Below are 15615 nucleotides of genomic sequence, written 5' to 3'. Positions count from 1 at the left end.
TTCAGGGTCTGCGGCTCGAGGCCCTTGGCGGCGTCGATCAGCATCACCGCGGCGTCGACGGCGGTGAGCACCCGATAGGTGTCCTCGGAGAAATCGGAGTGGCCGGGGGTGTCGACCAGGTTGATCACGTTGTCGACGTCGGAGCCCTCGACGCGGTAGTTGAACTGCAGCGCGGTGGAGCTGACCGAGATGCCGCGCGCCTTCTCCATCTCCATCCAGTCCGAGACCGTGGACCTGCGCCCGGCCTTGCCGTGGATCGCGCCCGCCTCGGAGATCATCCTGGCGTGCAGGGCGAGCGCCTCGGTGAGCGTGGATTTGCCCGCGTCGGGATGGGAGATCACCGCGAACGTGCGCCGGCGGGATACCTCGGCGGGTAACCCACGGGATGCGGGCGCGACAACACCCTCGGGGGAGGCGCTCAACGCAAGACAACCTTTCGCAGACGACCGATCGGCAACCCCGCCAGCGTACGCGACGCGCCCGAGCGCGAGCCGAACCGCGGGTGACCACCCGATTCAAAGACCGCCTCTGCGCTGGGGTATGGTGTTCGGGTTGTCTCGGCGAGGGTGACCGCAGACCAGTTTTGCGACACCGTGATCGACGCGGCGCGGCTTCCGGCCGTCCTCGTTCGGTCTTCGCCCCGACGAGTAGACCACCCCGTCAGGTGTGCGAGAAACCCCTGACGTGTAACTGACAGCCCGGAAGAGCCGTAGGAGTAGATCCAGTCATGTCCGACGTCAACCTTCTCGAAGCCGCCGTACGCACCGAGTTCGGCAAGGGCGCCGCCCGCCGCACCCGTCGTGCGGGCAATGTCCCGGCCGTGCTGTACGGCCACCAGTCCGACCCGCAGCACCTGTCGGTCAACGCCCAGGCCTTCGCCGCCATCCTGCGCGAGCACGGCACCAACGCGGTGCTGAACCTCGTCATCGACGGCAAGAAGCAGCTCGCGCTGACCAAGTCCGTTGTGGTGCACCCGATCCGCCGCTACATCGAGCACGCCGACCTGCTGATCATCAAGCGCGGCGAGAAGGTCACCGCCGACGTGAACGTCACCGTCACCGGCGACGCCGCCCCCGGCACCCTGGTCACCCAGGAGGCCACCACCGTCTCCATCGAGGCCGACGCGCTGAAGCTGCCCGAGGCCATCGAGGTCTCCGTCGAGGGCGTCGAGGCGGGCACCCAGATCACCGCGGGCGCGCTCGAGCTGCCCGCCGGTGTCACCCTGGCGGTCGACGCCGAAACCCTGATCGTCAACGTCATCGCCGCCCCGGCCGCCGAGCCCGTCGAGGGCGAGGCAGCGGCCGAGGCCGAGGGCGAGAGCGCTGAGTAGCACCGAATCGTCCGCCGGGCCCGCGCTCGTCGTCGGACTGGGCAACCCCGGTCCCGAATACGAGCGCACCCGGCACAATGTCGGTTTCCTGGTCGCCGACGTGCTCGCCGAGCGCGTCGGCGGCCGTTTCGCTGTGCACAAGAAATCCGGCGCCGACCTGCTGCAGGCGCGGCTGGACGGGCGCCAGGTGCTGATCGCCAAGCCGCGATCGTTCATGAATCTGTCCGGCAGGCCGGTGGCCGCGCTGGCGAAGTTCTTCTCCGTCCCGCCGACCGAGGTGATCGTCGTGCACGACGAACTCGACCTGCCGTTCGGCGCGATCCGGCTCAAGCGCGGTGGCGGCGAGGGCGGGCACAACGGCCTCCGCTCGGTATCCAGCGCCCTCACCACCAAGGACTACCTGCGCGCCCGCATCGGCATCGGCCGTCCGCCCGGCCGCCAGGATCCGGCCGACTACGTGCTGAAACCGTTCTCCGCGCCGGAGCGCAAAGAGGTCCCGGTGATCGTCGAGCAGGCCGCCGACGCGGTGGAACTGCTGCTACGCGTCGGCCTGGAGACCGCGCAGAACCAGGTGCACTGAACCGCGACCGCCGCGCCGGGGCGGTCAGCCGCGGGGCAGATGCATCGCGGTCGCGGCCCTGCGCAGTTTGCCGGAGGAGGTCTTCGGCAGCGCGCCGGGCCCGAGCACGGCGACGGTGCGCGGGCGCGCGCCGACCTCCGCGAACACCGCGTGCACGATTTCCCGCTCGATGCGCTTGACCTCCTCGGGATTCTGGTGGCTGCCGCTTTCCACCACCACGGCGAAACTCTCCCGCTTCTGGCCCGCGTCCAGCCGCACCGCCACCGCGTTGCCGGGGCGCACGCCGTCCACCCGGGTGGCGGCGCGCTCGATGTCGGTGGGGTAGATGTTGCGGCCGCCCATGATGATGACGTCCTTCATCCGGCCGCACACCACGATCAGACCCTCGTCGGTGAAGTAGCCGATGTCGCCGGTGTCCAGCCAGCCTTCGTCGTCCCGGGCGGGCTGGAACCCGTCCACCGTCACGTAACCGGAAGTGACCGCGGGACCGCGCAACTCGATCACGCCCACCGACCGAGTGGGCAGCGGTTGGCGTTCGCTGTCGACGATCCGGCCTTCCAGATGGTCGACCAGGTAGCCGAGGGTGGGCAACCGGCGGATGTTCGCGGGGTGGCCGAGTTCCTCAGGTACGGGCACCGCCTTGCCGAGCGCTTCGAGCAGGTCGGCATCGATCACATCGAGCACCTGACCGTGGCCGGGGTCCGGGATGGACACCGCCAGCGTGGTCTCGGCCATGCCGTAGACCGGCGTGAGGGCCATCGGGTTGAGCCCGAAGCGTTTCCCGGCCGCGGCCAAGGCGTCCATGGTGTCCGGGTCCACCGGTTCGGCGCCGTTCCACATGTAGCGCACACTGCTGAGGTCGAACGCGCCGTCGTCGGCCTGCCGTAACCGCCTGGCCAGCAGCGAGTAGGCGAAATTGGGTGCGGCGGTGACGGTTCCGCGGTACTTGCTGATCAGTTCGGCCCACAGCAGTGGCCTGGTGAGGAAGTCCAGCGGCGTCACGCACACCACTTCGGCGCCGAATTGCATGGGGACACTGAGGAATCCGACCATGCCCATGTCGTGGAACAGGGGCAGCCAGCTGACCATGACGTCGTCCTCGAGCTGGAATTTCACCCGGTCGAACATGGCGTGGGCGTTGACGAAGAAGTTCTCGTGCGTGATCCGCACCGCCTTGGGCGAACCGGTCGAACCGGAAGTCAACTGCTGCAGGGCGATATCGCCCTCGGCGGTGGGCACCGGGTCGGTGTCGGGACCGTCGGGCAGTTGGTCGATGCGCACCACGGTGATGCCGCGTTCCCGCAGCAGCGGCTCGGCCGCCTCGAACGGCGCGCCCAGCACGACCGCGCGCGCTTCGATCATGGTCAGCACGGTCTCGGTGTCGCGCGCCCAGACCACCAGATCGGTGCGCGGAGTCGGCTGGTGCAGCATGGTGATCGACGCGCCGCGCATCCAGACGGCCTGGCAGGCCGGAGCGATGTCGGCCGGCATGCCCGCGAGCACGCCCACCGCGTCGCCGTGCCCGATGCCCGCTTCGGCCAGCCCGCCCGCCATACGTCGAGCGATCCGGTGGATCTCGGGCCAGGTGCGCCGCAGCGGGGCGCCCGGCTCGCCGGTCACCAGCCCGCGCTCGGAGGTTCGCGCCGTGGCATACATCTCGTCGGTGAACCTGCTCAATGTTCAACTCCTAACCACCAGCTGTCGCCGGGAACCGGCCTCCCCCAACTATCCCGTCATTACGGGGCGGCGTTAACCCCCTTTCCGGGGGCGCAGGTCAGAGCCGTCAGACGCGCAGTTCCGCCACCGCGGCGAGGAATCGGTCCAGCTCGTCGAAGCTGACGAAGCAGTGCGGTGAAGCGCGCACGACCGACCGCAGACCGCGGCCGGTCATGTCGAGCAGGGTCGAGCCCGCGTGGCTGACCGTCACCGTGATGTCCTGCGCGAGCAACCGGTCGCGCACCTCGACGGCATCGACGCCGTCGACGGTGAACGACACGATCCCGCTGTGCCGGATGCCCAGGTCGCGCACTGTCACCCCCGGAAGCTCCGGCAGCGCCTTGCGCAGGTGCTCGGCGCGGGCCGCGATCGCCGCGTAGACCTCCTGCGGGCCCAGCTCGAGCAGGTAGCGCACCGCCGCGCCCAAGCCGAGGCGGCCCGCGACGTCGCACTCCCAGAACTCGAAGCGGCTGGCGTCGGGCGCGAGCCGGTACTCGTCGGGGCCGGTCCATTCCGCGCCGTGCAGGTCCAGCCGGGCAGGTTCCATCGAGCGCGCCAATTCCGGGCGCAGATAGAGGAAGCCGGTGCCGCGCGGGCCGCGCAGCCACTTGCGGCCGGTCGCCGACAGCGCGTCCACACCGAGTTCGGCCACGTCGATGGGCAGCTGCCCGGCCGACTGGCAGGCGTCCAGCAGCACCAGCGCACCGACCGAGTGCGCGATCCTGGTGGCCTCGGCCGCCGGGTTCACCAGCCCGCCGTTGGTCGGCGCGTGCAGCACCGAGACCAGCTTGACCCGTTCGTCCACCAGCGCTTCCAGCGCCTCGAGGTCGATCTGGCCGCTGCCGTCGCTCGGGATCTTCTCCACCGTGGCGCCGGTGGCGCGGGCGCGCTGCAGGGCGGCGATGGCGTTGCTGGCGTAGTCGGCCTCGGAGACCAGGATGCGGTCGCCCGCGGCGAGCGGCACCGAGTAGAAGAAGTCGGCCCAGGATCGGGTGGCGCTGTCGCTGAGCGCGATGCTCTCGGGGGCGGCATTGATCAGCGCGCCGATCGCGGTCTTGACCGCGGCGAGATCGTCGAGCCGCTCGTTCGCCGCGCGATAGCCACCGATCTCCGATTCGCGCAGCAGATGCGCGACGACGGTGTCGGTGACGACTCGCGGCGGGAGCGAGGATCCGGCGCTGTCGAGGAAAACGGGGCTCGGTCCCGGCCAGGATACGCACCCGGGCGTGTCGGCTCGTACGCGATCGTCATCCAGCATGCCGCCGACCTTATCCGGTGAAATGTTCGGCTTCATGTCGGTTTCTTGTCGGCGTGCGTGGCTACGCTGGGTGGGTCGCCGCACCCGAATTCGGCCGGGGAGAGGAATACCGCCGCGCCGAATGGCGATAACCGAAGAGCAGCGGACTACGTCCCGGACGCCTACTGGAGGTTGGCATGGCGGTCACGCTCGAGAGTCCTGAGTCGGCCGGTTGTGCCACCGAGCAGGGGGAACTGTCCTCCCGAGCGGCGGCGGAGGCGTATATCGGCGGGGTTTGCTTCAAACTCGGACCACCCACGCTGATCGGCGCCGAACTGGAGTGGCTCACGGTGCACGGTGAGTGTTCGGCGTCCGGCTCCGCGGCCGCTCCGCGCCCCCAGCTGTCCGCCTTGGCGGACGCGCTCGGACCGTACGCACCACGGTCCATCGCCCCCGATTCACCGGCGCTCGCTCTGCCCGGGGGCAGCCGGGTCACTCTCGAACCCGGCGGTCAGATCGAACTCTCCAGCGCTCCCTACGGCGCTGCCGCCCAGCTGTGTGATCGGCTGCGCGATGATGCCCGCTCGTTGCGGGAACTCCTCGAATCCCGGTCCATCCGCACCGTTTCCGTCGCCGCGGACGCGGACCGCCGCCCCAAACGCCTGCTTCGGCTCCCGCGCTACCGCGCGATGGAGCGAGCCTTCGGCGGTATCGGGCCGTTCGGCAAGCTGATGATGTGCAATACCGCGGCCACCCAGGTCAGCGTGGACGCCGGCGCCGACCACGCGGACGTCACCGCGCGCTGGAGCGCCTTGTACGCCGTCGGCCCCGCGCTGCTGGCCGCCTTCGCCTGTTCCCCCGCCCTGCGTGGCGCGCCGCCCGGAGCCTGGGCGTCCCAGCGCATGCGGGCCTGGCTGCGCCTGGACAACACACGGACCCGCCCGCCGGTGCTCGACTGGACCGACCCGGTGGCCGCGTACGGCAAATGGGCGCTGGACGTGCCGCTGCTGTGCGTGCGCAGACCCGAGGGGGTCGCGGCGCCCGGCGACGGCCGGGACGAGGGATGGTTCGCGCCGCCCGGCGCGACATTCGCCGACTGGCTGTCCGGCGCGCTGGACGACGAGGTGGGACGCCGCCCCGATATCGGTGATCTCGACTATCACCTGACCACGCTGTTCCCGCCGGTGCGCGCCTCGGGCCACCTGGAAGTCCGCTACATCGACGCCCAGCCCGGCGAAGGGTGGACCGTCCCGGTGCATGTGATCGACGCGCTCATGTCCAGCCCCGCGGTGGTCGCGGAGGCGAGCTCGATCGCCGCGCCGCTGGCCGCGCGCTGGGTCGACGCCGCCCGCTACGGGTTGGCCGACCCGGATCTGCGCGCCGCCGCGGTCGCCTTGTTGCGCCTGGCGGCCGCGCACACCGCGACCGACGAGGCGGCCCGCGCCGTCGAATCCGCCGCCGAACGATGTCGCCGTGGTCGCACCCCGACCGAGGACGACGTCGAGCACGGTCCCGACGCGCGGCCGCCGGAGGCCGCCCCGTGACCAGGCGCCGGCCGCCCTTCCCCGGCGGCGCGCCGGCCGACCAGCCCCGGCGAGCGCCGAATCGCCCGCAGCCGCGCCGAATCGCCCGCAGCCGCACCGAATCGCCTGCAGCCGCACCGAATCCCGCGGCCGCGCCCACGCCGCTCAGCACGAATCTCGGAGACGTTTCTCGTGACCACTTCGCATTCCGCCCCGCCCGACAACTCCGGCGCCGAACAGCTCCGCGACCGGATCGCGGAGGTGCTCACCCGCGCCAGGCAACGCACCCTCACCCTGACCGACTGCGTCGACGAAGCCGAACTGGTGGCTCAGCATTCGCGACTGATGAGCCCGCTGGTCTGGGACCTCGCGCACATCGGCAACCAGGAGGAGCTGTGGCTCGTGCGCGACGTCGGCGGGCGCGACCCGGTGCGCGCCGACCTCGATGAACTCTACGACGCCTTCAAGCACGCCCGCGCGAACCGGCCCGCGCTGCCGCTGCTGGATCCCGGCCAGGCCCGCGGGTACGTCGGCACCGTGCGCGACAAGGTCTGGGAAGTGCTGGAGCGCAGCGATTTGCGAGGTCGTCCGCTGATCGACGGCGGTTTCGCGTTCGGCATGATCGCGCAGCACGAGCAGCAGCACGACGAGACCATGCTGGCCACCCATCAGCTGCGTACGGGCGCGCCGGTGCTCTCCGCGGCGGCCGCGCCCGCGTCGGCGGCCCCGGTCACCGGGGAGGTCGTCGTCCCCGGGGGTGAATTCACCATGGGCACCTCGACCGAGGCATGGGCGCTGGACAACGAGCGCCCCGCCCATCGGGTGCTGGTGCCCGGTTTCGCGATCGACGCCGCCCCGGTGACCAACGAGCAATACCTGGCGTTCGTCGACGACGGCGGCTACGAGCGCCCTGAGCTCTGGTCCGAACGCGGCTGGGCGCATCGCGTCGAGGCAGGGCTGGTCGCCCCGCAGTTCTGGGAGCGCGATCCGTCCGGCCGCTGGTGGCGGCGGGTGTTCGGGGTGATGACGCCGCTGCGGCCGCGGCAGCCGGTCGTGCACGTGTGCTGGTTCGAGGCCGAGGCGTACGCGAAGTGGGCGGGCAAGCGCCTGCCCACCGAAGCGGAGTGGGAGAAGGCGGCCAGGTTCGACCCGGCCACCGGCGCGTCGCGGCGATTTCCCTGGGGCGACGCCGATCCCGACAACGCCACCGCGAACCTCGGGCAGCGCCATTTGGAACCGGCGGAGGTCGGCGCGTATCCGGCGGGCGCGTCCCCGGCGGGCGTGCACCAGCTGATCGGCGACGTGTGGGAGTGGACGGCCTCGGGTTTCGAGGCGTACCCGGGCTTCCGTGCCTTCCCGTATCGGGAGTACTCCGAGGTGTTCTTCGGCGGGGACTACCGTGTGCTGCGCGGCGGCTCCTTCGGCACCGATCCGGTGGCCTGCCGTAGCACCTTCCGCAACTGGGATCACCCCATTCGCCGCCAGATCTTCGCGGGCTTCCGCTTGGCGCGGGACCTGCGCGCGGGAGAAGGCGAGTGAGCGACGTTCCGCCCGCTGGGCAGCGGCCTCACCGCGGTGGCGCCGCGTGCGCGTCAGATCCCGGCCGAGCGGTCTCGGCGGGTGCGGATGTGTAGACACCTGGGTTATGTCGGCCCGCCGGTGCGGGTGGGCGAGATGTTGACCCTCGGCTCCCATTCCCTGCGCACCCAGTCGTGGGCACCGCGCGATATGCGCCACGGCGGCACCATCAATGCCGACGGTTTCGGTGTCGCCTGGTGGCGCGTCGCGGAGAACGACGCGGTCACCGCGAGCCGCTACCGCAACGCCGCCCCGATCTGGACCGACCCGGCGGTGGACGAGGTACTCGGGCAGCTGGAGTCCGCCGCCGTGCTCGGCGCGGTGCGGTCGGCGACGGTCGGGATGCCGGTGGAACGGTCGGCGTGCGCGCCGTTCACCCGGGACCGCTGGGCGTTCAGCCACAACGGCGTGGTTCCGGACTGGCGCCGCACGCTGTCCGGCGTGGCCTCGGAGTTCGCGCTGATCGCGGCGGAACTCGGAGCCGAGGATCTGTTCACCCCGGCCCGGCTGTTGGAGGCCGAATCGGCTACCGACGCGGCGACGCTGTGGGTGCTGCTGTGCGATCTGCTGGCGACCAGCTCACCGGACGGCGAGTGGTCGGCGGCGCCCGCGGCGCTGCGGCTGCTGGTGTCCGCGATCCTCGACCGAGCGCCGGACGCCCGCCTGAACTTCCTGCTGTCCGACGGTGCGCAGCTGTGGGCGACCACCTGTCACCACTCGTTGTCGGTGCTGGTCACCGACGATTTCGCGCTCGTGTCCTCCGAACCGTTCGACGAAGATCCCCGTTGGCAGTCGATCCCGGACCGCTGCCTGGTGAGCGCCAGGCCCGGCGCGCTGTCCGTCGACGCCCTCCTGTGACCCGAAAGGCCCGTGCCATGACCGCAGTCTCGCTGGACATCCACCTCACCGAAGACGACCTCGACGCGGCGCTTCGCTCGGACGCCGAACTCGGGCTCACCGCCGACCCGAAATGGTTGCCGCCCAAGTACTTCTACGACGCCAGGGGCAGCGAACTGTTCGAACGGATCACCGAACTCCCCGAGTACTACCCGACGCGCACCGAGCGGGCGCTGCTGGAACGGGTGGTCGACGAGATCGCCGACGCAGCGCAAGCCGAGGTACTGGTCGAGCTGGGCGCGGGGTCGGCGGCCAAGACGCGCCTGCTGCTCACCGCGCTGAGTGCGCGCGCACCCTTGAAGAAGTACGTGCCGCAGGACGTCTCGCCCGCGGCGCTGCGAGCCGCCGCCGACGAGGTCGCGGCCGAATTCCCCGGCCTCGCCGTGCACGGCGTGGTCAGCGACTTCACCGACACCTTGGACAATCTGCCGCGCGGGGGTCGCCGCATGATCGCCTTCCTCGGCGGCACCATCGGCAATCTGGTTCCCGAGGAGCGGGCCGACTTCCTCGGGAAGATCCACGCCGTGCTCGAGCCGGGCGAACACCTGCTGCTCGGCGCCGGGCTGGTCATCGACCCGGCGGTGCTGGTCCCCGCCTACGACGACGCGGCTGGGGTCACCGCCGAGTTCAATCGGAACGTCCTGCGCGTGCTGAACACGCGCTTGCGCGCAGATTTCGCGCCGGAGAAGTTCCGGCACGTCGCCGTCTGGGACGCGGCCAACGAGTGGATCGAGATGCGGCTGGAGGCCGGCGAGGACATGACCGTCACGGTCGCCGACCTCGACCTCACCGTGCGCTTCGGCCGCGGTGAACAGATCCGCACCGAGATCTCGGCGAAGTTCCGGGTCGAGGGCCTCGAGGCCGAACTCGCCGCCTCGGGCTTCGCCACCGCGCACGTGTGGACCGATCCCGACCACCGCTTCGCCTTGGTGCTCGCCCAGCGGCGCTGACCGCGCGCCGGTCGGCGGTCACCGCGCGGGCGCGCCGCCGATCACCGCCGCGAGCCACTCGACCAGCGGCCGCATCGTCTCCCACGCCGCGCGCACTTCCTTCGCCGCCCGGGGCGTCTCCAGCCAGGCGGGCGCGCCGAACTCGCGGCCGCAGGTGATGGATTTGTGCCGCAGCAGATCGATGCGCGGGTGGTCGCTGTCGTAGCCCTTGGGTTTGGTCTTCAGCTTCTCGCCGCCGATGGCGTAGCCGGCGGCGGCGAGCTGGGCGAGGATCGCCGCCAGCTCGGGGCCGCGCACGTCGTCGTCGATAGTGGCGCGCAGGTGAGCGAGCTGCTCGGGCGAGCCCTGGTAGAAACCGCCGCCGACGTACAGCCCCCCGGCGTTGACCTGTACGTACCAGCCCGCGCCTGGTGCGGCGCGCACCACGGCGCCCTGCGCGGTCTTGTACGGCGTCTTGTCCTTGGCGAAACGCACGTCCCGGTACGGCCGGAAGATCTTCGCCGGACCGAAATCCGGCTCGAGTTCGGCGACGAGCGCCTTCATCGGTGCGAGTACCGCCTCGTCGTAGATCCGCTTGTGCGCGGTCCAGAACGCCTTGGAGTTGTCGGCCTCCAGATCTTCGTAGAAGTCCAGTCCGGCCAGCGGGAAGCCCGCGAATCCGGTCATCCGCGCGCACCCGTCGTGCCGGTGCCACCGAAAAGACACATACCGAGAATCTACGTCGTCGTCTCTCCGCCGAACACGGCGAATCCCACGATGAAGCCGATCACCATCCCGACGGCCGCCGCGATCGCTGCCCATTTGCCGAGCGACTCGCCCTTGTTGTGCCCGATGATGCCCAGGATTATCCCGGCCGGCCCGAACAGGAACGGGCAGAACAGCACCGCGGTGACCGCGCAGACGAACCCGATGATCGAGTACACCTGACTCCCCGGCTGCCTCGGCGCAGTGGCGTAGGGCTCGTACCCCTGCTGCGGGTAGGACGGATAGCCGTATTGCGGCTCCTGCCCTGACTGCGGATAGCCGTACACACCGCCCGGCGGGTATTCGGGTTGACCGGTCGGCGGATACGGCTGCTCGGCATCGGCGGGCTGCCCGGTCGGCGGATACGGTGGTTGCCCACCGGCGCCGTATCGCGTGTGCTCGTCCGGCGTGAACCGGTGCGTCGGATCGTCAGAGGGCTGCGGCGCGGAGCCCGACAAAGGCGATCCCGGCGCGGCGGGTTCGGCGCCCCAGGACTGCTGAGCACCGGGGCTGTCGGCGCCCCACGGCTGCGGCTCGGCGGGCTGACCGCTGGGCTCGGCGCCCCACTGACCGCCCAGCGGTCCCGCGGGCGGCGGCGCGGTCGGCTGCCACCATTGGTCCGGCGGTGCCGCCTCGCTCTCCGGCGGCCGAGCGGCCGCCGGGTCGTGCTCGGTGGGCTGCGCGCCAGGTGTCTGAGCCGGAGCGGCGCCGGTCAGGGGCTGGGCGGGCTCGTCACCGGAGGGTTCCCCGGTCTGCTTCGACAACGACGGCGACTCCGACGGCCGCTGCTCGTCGTCGGTGTGCTCCGGATCCTTCGGCGTGCTCATCGCACCCTCCTCGTGTCGTCCCGGTCACGCAACCTATGCCTACCACGGTGCGGGCGGCGTCATGCCGGATTGCGCCTGCGTGGCGCGTCGAGGCGGAAGCGGCTCAGAGGTCTCGATCGTCGACGATCTCGATCGCGGCGACCTCGGCCGAGCGGTCGTCGTCCTCCACGTCGGCGTCGCGGCCGTCGCGCGGCGTCCACTCCTGGTCCAGCTCGTCACCGATGCCGAGCCTGCCGTCGTCCTCGTCCTCGTGGTAGCGGATGCGTAGATCGTCGGGCGGATCCTCGATGTTGCGCTGATACTCGCGGATCTCGTCCTCCTGGTCGTCATCCCCCATCTCGGTTTCCAACGGGTCACGGTCCATACCCTCAGTATCCCCACCGATCGCCGCGCCTAACGCGGACACGAAAACGGCGGCCCGAACCGGAGTTCGAGCCGCCGTTTGCGCGGTGTCGTCGGCTATGCGTTTCCGTTGAACAGACCCGTCACGGAGCCGTTCTCGAAGACCTCGCGGATGGTGCGGGCCAGCAGCGGCGCGATGGACAGCACGGTCAGCTGCGGGAACTTCTTCTCCTCGGTCAGCGGCAAGGTGTTGGTCACCACGACCTCCTTGGCGCCGCAGGTGGCGAGGCGCTCGGCGGCGGGCGGGCTCAGCACACCGTGGGTCGCGGCGATGACCACGTCACCGGCGCCGGCCTCCTTGAGCACCTTGACCGCGCCCGCGATGGTGCCGCCGGTGTCGATCATGTCATCGATCAGGATGCAGGTGCGGCCCTCGACCTCACCGACCACGCGGTTGGACTTCACCTGGTTGGGAACCAGCGGGTCGCGCGTCTTGTGGATGAAGGCCAGCGGCGAGCCGCCCAGCGAGTCGGCCCACTTCTCGGCGACGCGCACGCGACCGGAATCGGGGGAGACGACGGTGATGTGCTCGAGGCTGTAGTTGGTGCGGATGTACTCCGCCAGCTGCACCTGGGCGTGCATATGGTCGACCGGGCCGTCGAAGAAGCCCTGGATCTGGTCGGTGTGCAGGTCGACGGTGATGATCCGGTCCGCGCCCGCGGTCTTCAGCAGGTCCGCGACCAGACGGGCCGAGATGGGCTCGCGGCCGCGGTGCTTCTTGTCCTGGCGGGCGTACGGGTAGAAGGGCAGCACCGCGGTGATCCGCTTGGCCGAACCGCGCTTGAGCGCGTCGATCATGATGAGCTGCTCCATCAGCCACTGGTTCAGCGGCGCCGGGAAGCTCTGCAGGACGAAGGCGTCGGAGCCGCGGACGGACTCCTCGAACCGGACGAAGATCTCGCCGTTGGCGAAGTCCCGTGCGATCTGCGGCGTGACGTGGACGTCGAGTTCCTTGGCGACCTGCTCGGCCAGCTCAGGATGAGCGCGTCCCGAGAAGAGCATCAGGTTCTTCTGGTTGTCGATCCATGACGCGGTCACTGCTGATTGCCATCCTTTTGCTCTATTGCCTGACCCGACATCTCCTTGGCCGCGACGGCTTCCGCCGCCGCGCGAGCCGCGTCCGTCCCTGGACGGTGTCGCTGCACCCAGCCCTCGATGTTCTTCTGCGGACCACCGGAGACCGCGAGAGCTCCGGGCGGAACGTTTCTGCGCAGTACAGTACCCGCCGCCGTATAGGCTCCGTCACCCACCGTCACCGGTGCGACGAACATGGTGTCGCTGCCGGTGCGCACGTGCGAGCCGACCACGGTGTGGTGCTTGGTCACGCCGTCGTAGTTGACGAAGACGCTGGAAGCGCCGATGTTGCTGTGCTCGCCGATGGTGGCGTCGCCGACGTAGGTCAGGTGCGGCACCTTCGAATGCGCGCCGATCGAGGCGTTCTTGGTCTCTACGAAGGCGCCCAGCTTGCCCTCGTCCCCCACGACGGTGCCGGGACGCAAGTAGCTGAACGGGCCGATGGTCGCCTTCGGGCCGATGGTGGCGCCCTCGCCGTGGGTGCGGATCACCCGCGCGCCGTCGCCGACGACCACGTCGGTGAGCGTGCTGTCCGGGCCGACCTCGGCGTCCTCGCCGACGACCGTGTGGCCGAGCAGTTGTACGCCGGGTCGCAGCAGCGCGTCCCTTCCGATGCGCACGCTGGCGTCCACCCAGGTGGAGGCGGGGTCCAGGATGGTGACGCCCGCGCGCATGTGGCGTTCCAGGATGTAGCGGTTGAGCGTGCGCGCCGCCGAGGCCAGCTGCACGCGGTCGTTGACGCCGGTGACCTTGGCCGCGTCGACCAGCCGCGCGCCGTGCACCGGGTGACCGGCTTCGCGGGCCAGGCGCAGCACGTCGGTCAGGTACAGCTCGTGCTGGGCGTTGGCGGTGGACAGCCTGCTGATCATGGTGCGCAGCACCGCGGCGTCGAAGGCGTACACACCGGAGTTCACCTCGGTGATCGCGGCCTGCTGCGGGGTGGCGTCGGCGTGCTCGACGATCTCGGTCAGCTGGCCGTCGGCGTCGCGCACGATGCGGCCGTAACCGTTCGGGTCCTCCGGCACGAAGGTCAGCACCGTGACCGCGGGGCGTTCGGCGTAGCTGCGGTGCTCGTCGAGCAGCGCGGCCAGGGTGTGGCCGTCCAGCAACGGCACGTCCGCGGAGGTGACCAGCACGTCGCCGGTGAACCCGACCGGCAGCGCGTCCAACGCGCACTGCACCGCGTGCCCGGTGCCGAGCTGCTGCTCCTGGATCGCGGGGGTGATCTCCCGGCCCAGGTCGTCGGCGACCGCGGTCACCGCCGCGCCGACTTGCTCACGGTCGTGCCCCACGACGGTGATGAGGTACGCGGGGTCGATCTCGTTCGCCGCATGCAACGCGTGCGCGAGCATGCTCCGACCGGCCAGCGAATGCAGCACCTTGGGGGTCTTCGACCGCATTCGCGTCCCGGCACCGGCTGCGAGAACGACGACGGCGGTCTGCTGTGGCATGGATCTCCCTCGGCTGCCTGTCCTCGTGCGGGGCGTCGTCGTGCTTGGTCACCGATGTGCGGGCCAACGCTGGTCATCGTGCTCTCGAGCTCCGCCGCCAGGACTCGAACCTGAACTCTCTGAACCAAAATCAGATGTGCTGCCATTACACCACGGCGGATTGCCACACCGGCGGTTGGCGAACCCCCGCCGCTGTGCCACGGCACGAGATGAATCCTCGCATACTCGCCCGCCTCCCCGCGAATTGTTCGGCGGAGGGTCGAGCGGTCGCGTCGCCGAGCTGTCTGGAACAGTGGTATCCGAACGTCGGCGTCGTTCGTCGGAGCCTCGATGCGACGCCGTCTCGCACGCACATGGGTAACTCGCGGGGCGCGCCCAGGACTGTGCCGGGCATGCGATCGGCGGCCGGAGTGAACCGTCGGCGCACGCGCAGTCGGCGAGAACGCGGAGAGGCGGAGGAGTGTCAGTGTCTTCGGGTGAGTCGCATCGAGTGCCCCGGCCGCGTATGACCGGCACCCAGCGGCGCCAGCAGTTGATCGAGATCGGGCGCGCGCTGTTCGCCGAACGCGGCTACGACGCGACATCGATCGAGGAGATCGCGCAGCGCGCCCAGGTCTCCAAACCCGTGGTGTACGAACACTTCGGCGGCAAGGAAGGGCTGTACGCGGTCGTCGTCGACCGCGAGATGTCGATGCTGCTGGACATGATCACCTCCTCGCTCACCCAGAACCGATCGCGGATCCGGCTGGAACAGGTCGCGCTGGCGCTGCTGACCTACATCGAAGAACGGACCGACGGGTTTCGAATTCTCGTGCGCGATCAGCCCGCCGCCGCCGCCGAGGGGCGGTATTCCAGTTTGCTCAACGAGGCGACCAATCAGGTGGCGCACATCCTGGCCGGGGATTTCGAGCGCCGTGGGTTCGACACCAGCCTGTCCACCCTCTACGCGCAGGCCCTCGTCGGCCAGGTGGCCACCGCCGCGACCTGGTGGCTGGACGAACGCAAACCGTCGAAAGAGGTTGTGGCGGCGCACTTGGTGAACCTCTGCTGGAACGGGCTGAGTCATCTCGAGGCCGATCCGCAACTGAGTTCGGAGTGGCGCGCCGGCGCCGGTGAGTGACCCGGATTGTTAACTAGCAAATTGCGCGGTCGGTCCGGCCGAATGCGCGAATTGGCTGCCGGGCGCGCGCCTGGTGGTACGGTTCACCCATCCTTTGGGTGCTGTTCGGGCGGTAAGTCGGTCAACTTCGGGATGTCGGTCTACTTCAGGATGGCTGGTTTTTAGGATGACAGGCGGATCTGATGG

15 protein-coding genes and 1 tRNA gene are annotated in these 15615 nt (G+C 70.1%); 7 read left to right on the top strand and 9 right to left on the bottom strand.

From position 1 onward, the window contains the following. Positions 1–422 (bottom strand): GTP-binding protein (locus ON27_RS23495; RefSeq protein ID WP_157227292.1); only part of this gene is annotated, 422 nt, incomplete at its 3' end. Between the two features lie 305 nt (positions 423–727). On the opposite strand from ON27_RS23495, the gene ON27_RS23490 reads away from it, so the two are divergent. Continuing rightward, positions 728–1330 carry a 50S ribosomal protein L25/general stress protein Ctc gene (locus ON27_RS23490; RefSeq protein WP_043731898.1) on the top strand — a complete coding sequence of 201 codons (603 nt, stop codon included), beginning with the start codon at positions 728–730 and terminating at the stop codon, positions 1328–1330. After that, positions 1323–1910 carry an aminoacyl-tRNA hydrolase gene (gene pth, locus ON27_RS23485; protein WP_043731896.1) on the top strand — a complete coding sequence of 196 codons (588 nt, stop codon included), beginning with the start codon at positions 1323–1325 and terminating at the stop codon, positions 1908–1910. Before ON27_RS23490 ends, pth begins: the two co-directional genes overlap by 8 nt. Before the next feature lie 24 nt (positions 1911–1934). On the opposite strand, the gene ON27_RS23480 is transcribed toward pth, so the two are convergent. Continuing rightward, the gene (locus ON27_RS23480; RefSeq protein WP_043731894.1) at positions 1935–3587 is read right to left on the bottom strand and encodes a fatty acyl-AMP ligase; all 1653 of its coding nucleotides are present in this window, start codon (positions 3585–3587) and stop codon (positions 1935–1937) included. A 106-nt stretch (positions 3588–3693) separates the two neighbouring features. Next, on the bottom strand, positions 3694–4884 hold the full coding sequence (locus ON27_RS23475) for an aminotransferase class V-fold PLP-dependent enzyme (protein WP_043731909.1): 1191 nt from the start codon (positions 4882–4884) through the stop codon (positions 3694–3696). A gap of 176 nt (positions 4885–5060) precedes the next feature. On the opposite strand from ON27_RS23475, the gene egtA reads away from it, so the two are divergent. The 4 genes from egtA to egtD all read left to right on the top strand — a co-directional run bounded on the left by egtA (position 5061) and on the right by egtD (position 9811). Next, positions 5061–6407, top strand: coding sequence for an ergothioneine biosynthesis glutamate--cysteine ligase EgtA (gene egtA, locus ON27_RS23470; protein ID WP_051046931.1), 1347 nt, complete (start codon positions 5061–5063; stop codon positions 6405–6407). Positions 6408–6578: 171 nt separating this feature from the next. After that, a complete protein-coding gene (gene egtB / locus ON27_RS23465; RefSeq protein WP_051046930.1) occupies positions 6579–7925 on the top strand; it encodes an ergothioneine biosynthesis protein EgtB in 1347 nt (448 codons plus the stop codon). 87 nt (positions 7926–8012) lie between these two features. Next, entirely contained in the window at positions 8013–8822 is an 810-nt protein-coding gene (gene egtC, locus ON27_RS23460; RefSeq protein ID WP_043731891.1) for an ergothioneine biosynthesis protein EgtC, read from the top strand. A 17-nt stretch (positions 8823–8839) separates the two neighbouring features. Continuing rightward, complete coding sequence (gene egtD, locus ON27_RS23455; protein ID WP_043731887.1) at positions 8840–9811, top strand: L-histidine N(alpha)-methyltransferase; 972 nt, start codon at positions 8840–8842, stop codon at positions 9809–9811. Between the two features lie 18 nt (positions 9812–9829). Here the strand turns inward: egtD and ON27_RS23450 are convergent, their stop codons facing one another. From ON27_RS23450 to ON27_RS23425, 6 genes are all read right to left on the bottom strand, one after another. Then, positions 9830–10477: a DUF2461 domain-containing protein gene (locus tag ON27_RS23450; protein WP_043731884.1), complete on the bottom strand. Its 648-nt coding sequence runs from the start codon at positions 10475–10477 to the stop codon at positions 9830–9832. A 50-nt stretch (positions 10478–10527) separates the two neighbouring features. Next, a complete protein-coding gene (locus ON27_RS23445; RefSeq protein ID WP_043731880.1) occupies positions 10528–11382 on the bottom strand; it encodes a DUF4190 domain-containing protein in 855 nt (284 codons plus the stop codon). Positions 11383–11485: 103 nt separating this feature from the next. Then, on the bottom strand, positions 11486–11746 hold the full coding sequence (locus ON27_RS23440; protein WP_051046929.1) for a hypothetical protein: 261 nt from the start codon (positions 11744–11746) through the stop codon (positions 11486–11488). Positions 11747–11841: 95 nt separating this feature from the next. Next, a complete protein-coding gene (locus ON27_RS23435) occupies positions 11842–12822 on the bottom strand; it encodes a ribose-phosphate diphosphokinase (RefSeq protein WP_043731874.1) in 981 nt (326 codons plus the stop codon). Then, on the bottom strand, positions 12819–14309 hold the full coding sequence (gene glmU / locus ON27_RS23430; RefSeq protein ID WP_043731871.1) for a bifunctional UDP-N-acetylglucosamine diphosphorylase/glucosamine-1-phosphate N-acetyltransferase GlmU: 1491 nt from the start codon (positions 14307–14309) through the stop codon (positions 12819–12821). Before glmU ends, ON27_RS23435 begins: the two co-directional genes overlap by 4 nt. Before the next feature lie 89 nt (positions 14310–14398). Further along, a tRNA-Gln gene (locus ON27_RS23425) sits at positions 14399–14469 on the bottom strand. Positions 14470–14814: 345 nt separating this feature from the next. Here ON27_RS23425 and ON27_RS23420 point away from each other — a divergent pair. After that, positions 14815–15429, top strand: a complete 615-nt coding sequence (locus ON27_RS23420) for a TetR/AcrR family transcriptional regulator (protein ID WP_043731867.1) — start codon at positions 14815–14817, stop codon at positions 15427–15429. The last annotated feature ends 186 nt before the right edge of the window (positions 15430–15615 follow it).

The sequence above is a fragment of the Nocardia asiatica NBRC 100129 genome, from assembly GCF_000308415.1.
GTDB lineage: Bacteria > Actinomycetota > Actinomycetes > Mycobacteriales > Mycobacteriaceae > Nocardia > Nocardia asiatica.
The sequence above is the reverse complement of the archived record's forward strand: the minus strand, read 5'-3'. Positions and strand labels throughout refer to the sequence as shown.

What these genes read in the sequence shown, in the direction of transcription:
- egtD (WP_043731887.1), top strand. Translation starts at nt 8,840, where the DNA reads ATGACCGCAGTCTCGCTGGACATCCACCTCACCGAAGACGACCTCGAC.
- ON27_RS23440 (WP_051046929.1), bottom strand. Translation starts at nt 11,746, where the DNA reads ATGGACCGTGACCCGTTGGAAACCGAGATGGGGGATGACGACCAGGAG.
- glmU (WP_043731871.1), bottom strand. Translation starts at nt 14,309, where the DNA reads ATGCCACAGCAGACCGCCGTCGTCGTTCTCGCAGCCGGTGCCGGGACG.
- ON27_RS23445 (WP_043731880.1), bottom strand. Translation starts at nt 11,382, where the DNA reads ATGAGCACGCCGAAGGATCCGGAGCACACCGACGACGAGCAGCGGCCG.
- ON27_RS23420 (WP_043731867.1), top strand. Translation starts at nt 14,815, where the DNA reads ATGACCGGCACCCAGCGGCGCCAGCAGTTGATCGAGATCGGGCGCGCG.
- egtA (WP_051046931.1), top strand. Translation starts at nt 5,061, where the DNA reads ATGGCGGTCACGCTCGAGAGTCCTGAGTCGGCCGGTTGTGCCACCGAG.
- ON27_RS23450 (WP_043731884.1), bottom strand. Translation starts at nt 10,477, where the DNA reads ATGACCGGATTCGCGGGCTTCCCGCTGGCCGGACTGGACTTCTACGAA.
- ON27_RS23475 (WP_043731909.1), bottom strand. Translation starts at nt 4,884, where the DNA reads ATGCTGGATGACGATCGCGTACGAGCCGACACGCCCGGGTGCGTATCC.
- ON27_RS23490 (WP_043731898.1), top strand. Translation starts at nt 728, where the DNA reads ATGTCCGACGTCAACCTTCTCGAAGCCGCCGTACGCACCGAGTTCGGC.
- egtC (WP_043731891.1), top strand. Translation starts at nt 8,013, where the DNA reads ATGTGTAGACACCTGGGTTATGTCGGCCCGCCGGTGCGGGTGGGCGAG.